At 60.3% G+C, this 12,574-nt stretch carries 10 protein-coding genes; all 10 read right to left on the reverse strand.

Annotation, left to right across the window (positions count from 1 at the left end; translation table 11 throughout):
- Nucleotides 1-159 precede the first annotated feature (159 nt).
- The 10 genes from IB244_RS30770 to IB244_RS30815 all read right to left on the reverse strand — a co-directional run bounded on the left by IB244_RS30770 (nucleotide 160) and on the right by IB244_RS30815 (nucleotide 12,198).
- Nucleotides 160-1,584 carry an efflux transporter outer membrane subunit gene (locus tag IB244_RS30770; RefSeq protein ID WP_018860333.1) on the reverse strand — a complete coding sequence of 475 codons (1,425 nt, stop codon included), beginning with the start codon at nucleotides 1,582-1,584 and terminating at the stop codon, nucleotides 160-162.
- A 157-nt stretch (nucleotides 1,585-1,741) separates the two neighbouring features.
- Entirely contained in the window at nucleotides 1,742-4,846 is a 3,105-nt protein-coding gene (locus IB244_RS30775) for an efflux RND transporter permease subunit (RefSeq protein ID WP_018860332.1), read from the reverse strand.
- Between the two features lie 44 nt (nucleotides 4,847-4,890).
- Nucleotides 4,891-6,111, reverse strand: a complete 1,221-nt coding sequence (locus tag IB244_RS30780) for an efflux RND transporter periplasmic adaptor subunit (protein ID WP_192306787.1) — start codon at nucleotides 6,109-6,111, stop codon at nucleotides 4,891-4,893.
- Nucleotides 6,112-6,248: 137 nt separating this feature from the next.
- A complete protein-coding gene (locus IB244_RS30785; RefSeq protein ID WP_018860330.1) occupies nucleotides 6,249-6,851 on the reverse strand; it encodes a TetR family transcriptional regulator in 603 nt (200 codons plus the stop codon).
- A gap of 102 nt (nucleotides 6,852-6,953) precedes the next feature.
- Nucleotides 6,954-7,898, reverse strand: a complete 945-nt coding sequence (locus tag IB244_RS30790; RefSeq protein ID WP_026372222.1) for a phosphoribosylaminoimidazolesuccinocarboxamide synthase — start codon at nucleotides 7,896-7,898, stop codon at nucleotides 6,954-6,956.
- Between the two features lie 81 nt (nucleotides 7,899-7,979).
- Nucleotides 7,980-9,731: an SLC13 family permease gene (locus tag IB244_RS30795; protein WP_018860328.1), complete on the reverse strand. Its 1,752-nt coding sequence runs from the start codon at nucleotides 9,729-9,731 to the stop codon at nucleotides 7,980-7,982.
- Nucleotides 9,732-9,829: 98 nt separating this feature from the next.
- Nucleotides 9,830-10,525 carry a phosphoribosyltransferase gene (locus IB244_RS30800; protein ID WP_018860327.1) on the reverse strand — a complete coding sequence of 232 codons (696 nt, stop codon included), beginning with the start codon at nucleotides 10,523-10,525 and terminating at the stop codon, nucleotides 9,830-9,832.
- Between the two features lie 4 nt (nucleotides 10,526-10,529).
- Nucleotides 10,530-11,336 (reverse strand): pseudouridine synthase, encoded by an 807-nt coding sequence (locus tag IB244_RS30805; RefSeq protein WP_026372221.1) that lies wholly within the window; start codon nucleotides 11,334-11,336, stop codon nucleotides 10,530-10,532.
- 181 nt (nucleotides 11,337-11,517) lie between these two features.
- Entirely contained in the window at nucleotides 11,518-11,724 is a 207-nt protein-coding gene (locus IB244_RS30810; protein ID WP_037218028.1) for a hypothetical protein, read from the reverse strand.
- Nucleotides 11,725-11,862: 138 nt separating this feature from the next.
- Nucleotides 11,863-12,198 (reverse strand): hypothetical protein, encoded by a 336-nt coding sequence (locus IB244_RS30815; protein ID WP_018113492.1) that lies wholly within the window; start codon nucleotides 12,196-12,198, stop codon nucleotides 11,863-11,865.
- Nucleotides 12,199-12,574: the final 376 nt, after the last annotated feature.

Here is a 12,574-nt window from a genome sequence, read left to right on the forward strand (position 1 = left end):
GAACGAAAGTTCAGGCCCGCTAGGACCAACCGCTCTGCGCATCGTCACTGCGGTGTTGCAATCACCTCAATGGCAAACGAGGCCGGTGCATCATAACCGATGCACCGGCCTCGCAATGTATAAGCCCCGCTGTTGGCGGGGCTTGATGTCTCATGTGGCTCAGCTTGCCTTTGGTGGCGCGGTGGTCCGCGGTGCGCCCGGATTGTAGCCGCCGCCGATGGCGACGTTGAGGGCGACATAGTCCTTGGCCATCTGCTGGATGGCTGCAGCAAGACTTGCCTGGGCCAGCGACACCTGGCGCTGCGCATCGAGCACATCGAGCAGCGAAGACGCACCGTCCTTATAGCTGGCGGTCGACAGTTCCAGGGTTTCCTGCGTCGTCTTCACCTGGGCGCGCAGCGCTTCCACCGTCTGGGCGTCGCGGCGCACCGCCGAGAGCGCGTTCTCGACCTCTTCGACAGCGCTTAGCACCGTCGATTTCCAGGCGAGATACTGCGTCTTGGCATCGGACTTGGCGATGTCGACATTGGCGCGCAGGCGGCCGCCGTCGAAGATCGGCAGCGTCAGGGTCGGGCCGAAGGACCAGCTGGTCAAGCTGCCGCCCGAGACGCCGGCCACCTTGACATAGCTCGGCGAGATCGAACCCGACAGGGTGATCGTCGGGTAGAGCTGCGAGATGGCAACGCCGATATTGGCGGTAGCGGCGGCGAGATTCCGCTCGGCGACGCGAATGTCGGGCCGGTTGCGGATCAGGTCGGCCGGGACGCCGGAGGCAATGCCGCCGCGGAAGATCGGCTGCGGTGCGCCCTTCAGGAGCTCACCGAGCAGTGAGCCGGCCGGCTGGCCGAGCAGCGTGGCGATGTGGTGGGCGGCGACTCGGATATTGGTTTCCAGACCGGGGATTTCGGCCTGCGTCGACTGCACCAGTCCTTCGGCCTGGACGACGTCGAGGCGTGAGGCGGCGCCGGCTTCGAGCTGGAACTTGGTCAGCTCGTAGGTTTCCTGGCGCGACTTCAGGTTGGCGCGCGACAGTGCCAGGCGCTCCTGGAAGAAGCGCAGGTCGATGTAGGAGTTCACCAGATCCTGCAGGAGGGTGAGCTTGGCGACGTCGGCGCTGGAATAGGCGGCATCAAGGCTTGCCTGTGCGCTTTCCTTGGAGCGGCGATACTGGCCGAAGAGATCGAGTAGCCAGGAGACGTTGGCTTCGCCGGCGCTGATGTTGGTGGCGCCGCCTGAGACGCTCCGCTCACCCATCGTGCCGCTCGTGGTGTGGCTGGCACCGACCAGCAGGCTCGGCAACGAACCGGCGCCGGCCACGGTGACGCCGCCAGCTGCGGCGTTGATGCGTTCCAGGGCCTGCTGTACCGAGAGGTTCTGGTTTAGTCCCTCGCCGACCAGGCCGTTCAGCCTGGTGTCACGATAAGCCGTCCACCACGCTGCCGTCGAGACGTCGCCTATGTTCTTGGCGCCGCCCTCGCTGAACTTCGACGGAAGCGGCATCTCCGGAGGAACATGATCCGGGCCGCTGACACAGCCCGCGAGCAAAAGCAGAAGCGCCGGAGAGGCAAAGCGAAAAGATGCCATTAAAAATCTTCCTGTAACTCGACCAAATCTATTCTTGTCAGAAGCCTTCATGCTTCGCTATCGGCCGCGCTTCGCTCAAATGAGAAACACCATCCCGAAGCAGTCGGCGGCAATGTATCAACGAGTCTCCTCTTCTCACAGTGCATTTATATCACACTCACGCTTCATTTTTTTGCGTCCGCGAGAAGATCCGGCGGATGACAACGAAGAATGAGGGGACAAAGAAGATGCCGAGAGCCGTTGCTGCGAGCATGCCGCCGAGCACTCCGATGCCGATCGCGTTTTGCGCTGCAGAACCGGCGCCGGTTGCGATTGCAAGCGGTACGACGCCTAGAATGAAGGCAAGCGATGTCATGATGATGGGGCGTAGGCGCAGGCGCGCTGCCTCAAGTGTCGCCTCTAGCAGTCCCATTCCCGTTTCCATTCTGTCCTTCGCAAACTCCACGATCAGGATCGCGTTTTTCGCGGCAAGACCTATGGTCGTAAGCAGGCCGACCTTGAAGTAGACGTCGTTCGCCTGGCCGAAGAACGTTGCGGCAGTGAGGGCCCCGAGGACGCCGACCGGTACGGCCATGATGACGGAGAACGGGATCGACCAGCTTTCGTAAAGCGCTGCCAGGCAGAGGAAGACGACGAGGACGGAGATCGCGTAGAGCATCGGTGCTTGCGAACCCGACAAACGTTCCTGGTAGGAGATACCTTGCCAGGCGACGGTGTAACCGCCGCCCAGCTGCGCGGTCAAAGCTTCCATTTCATTCATCGCGTCACCCGAGCTTACGCCCGGTGGGGACGCGCCGTCGAGCGGGATGGCGCTTACTGCGTTGAAGCGGGCGAGCGTCGGGGCGCCCTTGACCCATTCTGTGCGGGTGAAGGCGGAGAAGGGCACCATCTCCCCGCTCGAGTTGCGGGCATACCAATGATCGAGATCGTCAGGCTGCATGCGGAATGGCGCATCACCCTGCACGTAGACCGGCTTGATCTCGCCGTTCAGCGTGAAGTCGTTGACGTCGCGGCCGGTAAAGATCACCGAGAGCATCGAATTGACCGCGGAAATATCGACGCCCATCGCGCCGATCTTCTCCTGGTCAATGACGATCTTCATCTGCGGCTCGACTTCCTTGTTGTTGCTGCGGAGGGCAACGACCTTGCCGCTGGTGTTGGCCATCTGGATCAGCCGCTTCGAGGCAGCATCCAGCGCATCGGTGCCATGACCGCCGGTGTCGACGAGATACATGGAGAAGCCGCTCGAGACACCGAGACCCTGGATCGCGGGCGGCAGCAGCGCGAAGACCTGCGCCTCGCGGAAGGTGAAGAAGGTCTTGAGCGCCCGCGTCACGACAGCCTGGGCATGCAGGTTTGGTTCCGTGCGTTCCGAGAAATCCTTGAGCTTGGTGAAAACGATGGCGCTGTTCTGGCCAGAGCCATTGAAGCCGAAACCAAGCGCGCCGAAGACGGACTGGACGGCATCCTTCTCGTTCTCGCGGTAGTATTTCTCGACCTTCTCGACGACAGCTTGCGTCTGCTGTGTCGTCGAACCCGGAGGGGTGGTGACGATGGTCAGCAGAACGCCCTGGTCTTCCTGAGGAAGGAACGAGCTTGGCAGGCGATTGAAGAGATAGGCGCAACCGACGCCGATAAGAAGGAAGACGAGCATGACGCGGATCGGCCGCTTCAGCAGGTAACTGATGGTCCTGACATAGCCGTTGGTGGAGCGCGTGAAGTTGCGGTTGAACCAGTCACCGATGCGGTGCTTCTTGTGCTCGCTTACAGGCTTTAGCATCGTCGCGCAGAGCGCTGGCGTCAGCACGATCGCGACGAGGGCAGAAAGCAGCATTGCCGAGACAATCGTCACGGAGAACTGGCGATAGATGATGCCGGTTGAACCGCCGAAGAAGGCCATTGGAATAAAGACGGCCGTGAGGACGAGCGCGATACCAACGATCGCGCCGGTGATTTCGCCCATCGACTTCTCGGTCGCTTCGAGCGGCGACAGCTTCTCTTCCGTCATGATGCGTTCGACGTTCTCGACGACGACGATCGCGTCGTCGACGAGGAGGCCGATCGCCAGCACCATGGCAAACATTGTCAGCGTGTTGATCGAATATCCCGCCATGGCGAGAATGCCAAAGGTCCCGAGCAGAACCACCGGCACGGCGATCGTCGGAATAAGCGTTGCCCGAAGATTCTGCAGGAAGATCAGCAGCACGATGAACACGAGAACGATGGCTTCAATCAGCGTGTGCACGACCTTCTCGATCGACAGCTCGACGAACGGTGTTGTGTCGTACGGATAGGTGATTTCCACGCCTTCCGGCAGGCCGCGGCTGATGGTGTCGAGGGCAGAGCGTACGCGGGCGGCAGTATCGATGGCGTTGGCGCCGATGGCGAGGTTGACGGCAAAACCGCTCGATGGCTGACCGTTGTAACGGGAGGAGCCGCCATAGCTCTCCTGGCCGATCTCGATGCGTGCCACGTCGCTGAGGCGCACGGTGGAACCGTCCTTTTCGACCTTCAGAATGATGTGCTCGAAGTCGGAAACGGTAGTGAGCTGGCTCTGCGCCGTAATGGTCACGTTGAGCTGCTGGCCTTCAACTGATGGCTGGGCGCCAAGCGATCCAACGGAAACCTGGGTGTTCTGTGCTTCGATTGCGGAGGTCACGTCGCCTGTCGTCAATTGGTACTTCAGCAGCTTGTACGGATCGAGCCAGACGCGCATGGCGTAGCCGGAGCCGAAGATATTGATGCTGCCGACGCCTTCCAACCGCTGGATCTGATCTTCGATGGACGTCGACATGATGTTGCCGAGGTCGACGGAACTGCGCTTGCCGTCGGTCGAAACGAGCGAGCCGACGAGCAGGATGCTCGACGTCGAGCGGGTGACGCTGATGCCAGCGTCAATGACATCGCCCGGCAGCTTGGACTGCACGAGCTGGAGCTTGTTCTGGACCTGAACCTGCGCGATGTCGGGGTCGGCACTGGTGCCGAACGTCAGCGAGATGCTGGCAGAGCCGGTCGACGAGGTCGAGGTCATGTAAGTCAGGTCGTCGAGGCCGGTCATGCCGTCTTCGATGATGGTCGTCACCGATTTCTCGACCGTTTCGGCACTCGCTCCGCGATAGGTCGCGTTGATCCGCACCGTCGTCGGCGCGATATCGGGGTATTGCGAAATCGAGAGCGTAAAGATCGCGAGCAGGCCCGCGAGCATGATCGTAATCGCGATGACCCAAGCAAAGATCGGGCGTCGGATGAAAAACTTGGCCATTGGCTTACTGTTCCTGTGCGGCTATGATCACGGTTCGTCGCAAATTACTTCGCGGCGGGCTTCTGCGCTTCACCGGATGCGGCCTGATCAGCGGGCACGACGATGCCCTTGTCATTGATTTTCATCGGCATTGGCTTGACGGGCATGCCTGCCGTAATCGACTGCAGGCCACTGACGATCAGCTGGTCGCCGTCCTTGATACCCTCGGTCACAAGCCAGGCGTTGTTCGAAGGAGATGCGTTTTCGAAGATGCGGGTTTCGACCTTGCCGTCGGTTGAGACGAACTGCGCGGTCAGCTCACCATTTGCATTTCGGCTGGTGGCAAGCTGCGGCAGCGCATAGCCTTGCTCCGCGCCGAGTTCCAGCGTCGCGCGGACATACATGCCGGGCAAGATGATGTGATCTGGATTCGGGAAGCGCACGCGGATGATAAACGTCCCGGTCGTCTCGCTGACGACGGACTTCGACATGTCGAGCGTGCCCTTCTGGTCATATTCCTTGCCGTTTTCGAGGATGAGGCGGAAGGCGGCATTGCCGGCGTTGCCCTTGACCTCGCCGCTGCGGATCGCGTCGCGAAGCCGCAGCAGGTTGGTGCTCGACTCCGTCAATAGAATGTAGACCGGGTCCAACTGGCGCACGGTGGTGAGCGCCGTCGTCTGGTTGGCCGCGACGACGTTGCCGACGTTGTATGCCGTCTGGTCGATAACGCCGTCAAACGGCGCAGTGATCTTCGTGTGGTCGACATCGATTTCGGCGGCAGTCAGCGCTGCCTTCGCGGATTCGACCTCGGCCTGCGCCTGCAGAAGGTTGGTGCGTGCGGTCTCAAGCTCGATCTGCGTCGCGCCCGAGCCGACTAGGCGCTGGTAACGATCGAAATTGCTTTGCGCGCTGGGAACGCTGGCTTCGGCCTTGGCAATGGCGGCGCGCGCTTGTGCAGCGGTTGCCAGGTAAGGTGCGTCTTCGATCTGATAGAGGACGTCGCCCTTCTTGACTTCGCCACCTTCCTTGAAGGGGATCTCGCGGATGATGCCGCTCACCTGCGGGCGAATGTCGGCGATCTGCGAAGCCTCGGCGCGGCCAGGCAGGATCGTGGTGACGGGGAAGGTGGCCTTCGTCAGGGATATCACGCCAACCGGCGCGGCTTGCTGGGCGGCGGCTGCACCCGCGGCCCCGGCCGCGCCCTGCTTGTTGCCGCTGTCGCTGCATGCGGCGAGGACGCCGCCGATCGCGAGGGCGGAGGAAACGAGGAAAATGCGCCGTATCATAATGAATTCCTTGTGCGGTGGCGTCCGAACCAGTGACCTTCTTCAACAAGCAAGGCCGATCGTCGATCCAGAATCAAATGCCACTGATCCGAATTTAAGAAAGACTTTACGAAGTGACGTAAGTTATGAATCGTCACTTAGCAAGCGCTATTTTGCAGTGCGGCATCCACGAAAATGACGATCTGCTTTGCGCGCTGGACAAGTGTGTCCTTATCATCACGGGCGATCAGAACGGGATGCAGGACACTCGCCAGGACATCGGCAACGGTGTTGGCGGCATCTGCGGCGCTACTGCAGTGATAGCGACCTTCGGCGACACCTGCTCGTATGATTTCATCCAGTTTCCGGACGATGCGCTCCCTATATCGATTGCCGGCCTCGAGCTTGGCCTGCACCGTCATCAGGACCATTTCAAAGATGTAGGGGTTCTGCTGAATGTCCTGCAGGTGGCTGTCCAGCAGGCGCAAGACAAAGCGCAGCAACCGCTCATTCGGCGGTAGCTCATCGTCAAAGGTCGCGAAGCGGTCAGCTACATCGCCCAGATGGCGTTCAGCGATGGCATCGACGAGGGCAGCTTTCGAGCGGAAATGCTTGAAGACGTTGGCAGGCGACATTCCAAGCGCGGCAGCAATGTCGGCGATCGAAACGGCGACAAAGCCGCGTTGCCGGAACAACAATTCCGCCATGGACAGAATGTCTTCACGAGTCTCTTCGGCCTTACGTCTTGGCCTGCGTGCCATCCATTCCCCTGCCGGCACGAGGCCGGCCCCCAGTTTTCCAGATGCTAGCGCTAAGGACGGAAAGCCTGCAAGCTAATGTTGCAGGCTTTCTATGGCGCGACTTTAAGAGAAGTAGACGGACAGATTCTTGCGGACGCGCTCGACCGGCGTCGCGCCGCTGTCGTCGGGAACGAAGCGTTGCGCCGTGATGCTCTCGTAGGCCTTGATGTAGACCTCGGAGGTCTGCTGGATCAGTTCGACGGGAATTTCCGGGATTTCGTCCTTGTAAGGATCACAACGCTCCGCGACCCAGGCGCGAACGAAGTCCTTGTCGAAGCTTGTCGGGCGCGCGCCTGCCTCGAAACTTGACTGGTAGCTGTCGGCAAGCCAGTAGCGGCTGCTGTCGGGTGTGTGGATTTCGTCCGCGAGAATGATGTTGCCGTTCTCGTCCGTGCCGAACTCATATTTGGTGTCGACAAGGATGAGCCCGCGCTTGGCCGCAAGTTCCTGGCCGCGGGCAAAGAGAGCCAGCGCGTAACGCGAGAGCGTTTCCCATTGTTCCTTGGTCAAGAGCCCGCGCTCGACGATCTCGGCAGGCGTCAACGGTTCGTCGTGGCCGCCATCGAATTCCTTGCTGGTCGGCGTGATGACTGGGGTCGGGAGTTTCTGGTTGTCGCGCATGCCGTCCGGCAGTCGCATGCCGTACATCTCGCGCTCGCCCTTCTTATAAAGAGTGAGGATCGAGGTCCCCGTGGTGCCGGCGAGATAACCGCGAACGACGATTTCCACCGGCAGGATATCGAGACGCTTGCCGATGACAACGTTCGGATCGGGATAGTCGAGAACGTGGTTGGGGCAGATGTCCTTCGTCGCCTCGAACCAGTAGCGGGCCGTCTGCGTGAGGACCTGGCCCTTGTAAGGGATGCAGGTGAGGATGCGATCGAAAGCACTCAATCGGTCTGTGCTGATGATGATGCGGCGCCCATCCGGCAGGTCATAGTTCTCGCGAACCTTGCCACGGTAGTAATTGGGGAGCTCTGGGAAATGGGCTTCGGAGAGGATTCGCACGGGCTCGACCATCCTTCTGCGTTGATCGGGAACTTTCCCCTGCTCTAGTTCCATTGCCGGGGATGTCAAGCAAACCGGCTCCTAAAGCCAGAAGAGATAGATAAGAAGTAGGGTAAGACTATAGCTCAGCACGGTCAGAGGCGCGCCGGCCTTCAGAAAGTCACTGAAGCGGTAGCTTCCGATCCCCATGGCAAGCGTATTGTTGTGGTGGCCGAAGGGTGTCAGAAAATCCAGCGAGGCGCCCGCGGCGACGGCGATCAGATAGGCCGATGGAGAGTGATGGCCGCCTGCTGCGAAGGCAACGGCGATGGGGCTCATGACGATTGCGACAGTCGCGTTGTTAACAAAAGGCGTCAGGAGCATCGACAGAAAGAGAACAAGCGCCACCCCCACGGCGGGTTCGGCCAGCGACACCATGGAACCCAGCGCCGCCGCGATGAGTTGGGCGGTGCCAGTTGTCGCGACGGCGGAACCGATCGGGATCATTGCGCCGAGCATGATGATGATCGGCCAGTTGAGATCAGCCATCGCCTGGCGAATGTTGAGGTAATTTAGGAGTGCTAGGACAAGCACGACGCCTGCAAAAGCAATATCAGGCGTCACGAGTTCGAAGGCCGTCGCGGCGACGCCTGCGGCGAAAATGGCAAAAGGCTGCCAGGACGATGCGGACATTCGGGACGGCGGCTGCGACGCCAGCGGGAGGCATTCGCACTCCTCCAGCGCTTCGGCGATCGCCCTTTGCTCGCCCTCCAAGACCAGAATGTCGCCGATCGACAGTTGCAGGTCGGCGAAGCGCCCCTCGATCCGTGGCGAGCGCATGGAGAGTGCCGATATCGTAACATCGCGGCTGCTGAACACCTCGAGAGAATGTAGCCGCGAGCCGACCAACGTGCTTTCCGGCATTACGACGGCCTCGACGTAATCGAGATCGGCAGAATCTGCGCTCGGGTGGCGCTCCGGAAGCAGGGTTCCGGACGAGTAAAGCCTATCAAAGACTGTCTCGTCTGCTTCGGCCAATAGCAGGTCGCCCGCCTCGACAACCAATTTGTCGGGCGTGCCGAAAACAAACTTGCCGTCACGCACGAGCGTATGCGGCTGCAGCGAGAAGCGATCCGGCAGGTCCGAAAGCCGAGCACCGATCAGCGAGGAGCCCGGTGGGATATGTCGTTCGGTGATCCTGCGTCGCGGTGGTGAAACCGGCTCAGCGGAGAGCGCCTCTCCATCCTTTTTCGGAAATAACCGCGGTGCAAGCCACGCGGTCATGATGATGCCGACGACGGCGACCGGCAGCCCGACATAGGCAAAGTCGAAAAGTCGAAAGCCGCTGCCGTTTGCGTTTGCCCAGGCGTTGCTGACGAGCATGTTCGCGGGCGTGCCGATCAGCGAGACGATGCCGCCCAGGAGCGCGGCAAAGGAGATCGGTATAATCAATTGCCGTTTGGGTATCGCGAGCAGGGCACTCACGCGCAGCGTCGCCGGCAAAGCGATCGAAAAGGCGCCGATGTCGTTCATGAAGATCGAGATGAAGCCGGTTGCGCCCGACAACGTCGCGATGACGGCGATATCCGAAAATTTGGCTCGCACGAAAAAATCCGCGAGCTGATCAAAAAGCTGCGCCCGTGCAAGGACCTGTACGATGAGCAGGATCTCGACGACCGTGATGACCACCGGGCTTGCAAAACCGGAGAAGATCTGTTCGGCGGAATAGAGGCGGAGGGCATATCCGGCGAGCAGCCCGGCAATCGCGACCACTTCGATACGAAAACGCTCCAACGAAAACAGGATGAGCATCGCAAGCAGGAGGATCAGCAAGGATGCTTGCTCGAACGTCATGGTTTGCCCCGAACCTCAATCCATCAAGAGACTGTAGCGGTTCGGCTCGCACTGTATAGAGCGAAATGTTGCAATCCGCGCTCCACGCGATCGTGCATTCAGACTGCGGGGCGGCGCCAGGTGCCGGTCTCGGTCATCTCCAACATCGGGGTAGAAAAGACGCCGACTGTTCTTTCCCGCCATTGCGGTCCGACAGCATCGAGCGTTTCGCACCAGCGGCGGGACTGCAACATGGCGGCACCGATCGCAACAGGCTCAATGCCGCAGCCGGCAAGAAGCTGCAGCCCGGAAACGATCGAAGTGCCACTGGAAATGACGTCGTCGATCAGCGCAACACGCCGACCCTCCAGCAGCGGCAGCATGCGAGGATCTATATAAAGACGTTTCTGTTGGGTGGGGGTGGTAATCGAGATGAGCGCCACGGACAGGTCGTCGCGGTACCAGAACTTTCGGGACGTTCCGAGCGGCACATATCGTGTATGCCCCAGCTTCTGCGCCACGGCGGCTGCGAGCGTCAGGCCAAGGGTCGGTAGGCCGGCAACAACTTCCACCTCGAAAGGCTCCAGTTTCTCGGCAAGCGATCGAGCCAGGACATCGAGAACCTGGAAGCTTGCCTGGTTGATGATCAGGGAGGCCAGCGCATGCTGCCCGTCTGCCAACACGCGTACAGGCAGGCGAAGCTGCCGCCCATCATCCAGTTCGGCGATATAGGACGCCGAGACATCGCCGTCGCTTCTAAAGGTGCCCGGGCTGTGGATCTCCTGCCAAAACTCGTGCGCCGCCAATTCCGTCATGCACTCAATTCCATCTTGCCGTTTCCACGCCGGAACTCTGGCGCAATTCTCTTAGTTCCGCATCCGTCAAGGCACGCACCGCACCCTTTGGCAGCTCGCCGAGCGCCAGGCCACCGATCGCAACGCGCACGAGACGGAGGCATTCGACATCCAGGGCTTCCAGCATGCGGCGGATCTGGCGGTTGCGGCCCTCATCGAGTTCGACCTCGATCCAGGCATTCCTGTCGCCGCTCCTCAACAGCGTCGCCGACGTCGCCTTCAGAATTTCGCCGTCATGGCGGACCCCATAAGTCATCTGGGCCAGCATCTCCATGTCCATGATCCGGTTGACCTGGACATGGTAGGTCTTGGTGACATGGGTGAGCGGATCGAGCAGCGCCTGCGCGAAGACGGTATCGTTGGTAAAAAGCAGCAAGCCTTCGCTCGCCTTGTCCAACCTTCCGACCGGCGAGAGGTGCGGAGCCTCGAAATCCTTGAGGCAGTCGTAGACGGTCGGCCGGCCCTCGGGATCATCGCGCGTCGTGACCAGCCCGCGCGGCTTGTTCAGCATCAGGTAGATCTTTGCCTCGGCGACCACTTCGGTACCGTCGACGCGGATCTTCGCGAATGCCAGGTCTACCCATGCGGAAATATCGGTGACTTTGCGTCCATCGACCGACACGCGACCTTCCAGGATTAGCCGTTCGGCCTGCGTGCGCGAACAGTGCCCGAGCTTGGAGAGCGCACGCGGCAAAGTTACCCGCTTGCCGGATGTCTCCCCGTTCGGTCTGGCGCGTTCGCGCGATTTCTGAGGTGAGCGCCGCTGCCTCACACTGTTTCTTCCCGTCATTGCCGTTGATCAGGTTCTGACATGAACAGGGTCACGATGCCAGCAAGCCATCGACAAAACGCGGGGATAATAAGAGGTTCAAAGTGCTGCGTGACGAAAGCGCAAAAAGCGAGATGGCGCTTTGCGCGCCATCCAATTCGTCTTGGGGAGAGGGCAGAAAGCCTCAGTGGCTGGCCATGTAACCGGCGAGTTCCTGACGGCTGATAACGACACCTGCCGCTGCCTTGGCGGGGTCCGGATGGGTGTAGGACAGGGAAGGCAACTCGGGCAGTTCGAGAGCTTGACGCGTGTTCATGATGCCGACAGCCCTGCGGCCGTTGACGCCATCAACGCTGACTTCGACTATAAAATGGGCTCCCTTGCACTCCACGAATAGTCCTCCCTCTTATTCTACCGGCCGTAGTAACGGCAAAACTTGGTTTTTCTAAGACCAAAGTATTACGAGCCGCACTAAACTTCGGATCACTGCGGCTCGCGATGAATGCGGGGCGTTTCCGCTGTCACCATATCAGCGCCACCAATGACGTGGTGGCTCTTGACTGCCGGCCAAGAGATAGCCGGCTAGAAAGCCGATCGCACCGGCGAGCGCCAACGCGGTCGTCGTCGCAGCAGGATGCTCGCGGGCGGCGCCTGCGGCAGCCACACCTTCTGCCCGGATCTGCGCTACCGCGCTCTTCGCGCGGGGAAGGGCGTCCTCATAAGCCTTGCCTGCCCGGTCACGCACCTCATAGTAAGCCTCTGCGCCCTGCGCCGAGATCATTTTCTGCAGGCGGGACACTTCTTGCTGGAGTGCGGCGATATCCTTGCTGACGGATGCTCTGATGTCATCGGTAGTGGCAGCCATGTCTTTCTCCTTTTCCTTACACGAACGAGAACACGAAAGAGCTGCGATAGGTTCCGCGAGATTTGATCCGTAAGGGGGCAGATGATCCAGTTTCGCGGAGTTTCAACCCTCCAGCGCCGCTTTTGCGCGAGCGGGAAGGAACAGAACTTCGCTGATAGGGCACTACACGACCATCTGATCGAGGAATTTGGAGCCCCGTTGGAGGGCCGTTCAAGATCCCAAACGCGGTCTCTAGAAAATCCCACTTGAGAATCAATCTGTTACAAAAATGTCAAAAAACTTTGTCTGGCGCTGTTGACTTAGAAAAGGGGTAGGATCTATAAGCCCCCTCACTGAACGAGGGCGGCGGCGCTGCTGGCGACGAAGTCCTTCGCTC

This window comes from Rhizobium sp. RHZ02 (assembly GCF_014851575.1).
In the GTDB taxonomy this organism is placed as follows: Bacteria; Pseudomonadota; Alphaproteobacteria; order Rhizobiales; family Rhizobiaceae; genus Rhizobium; species Rhizobium altiplani.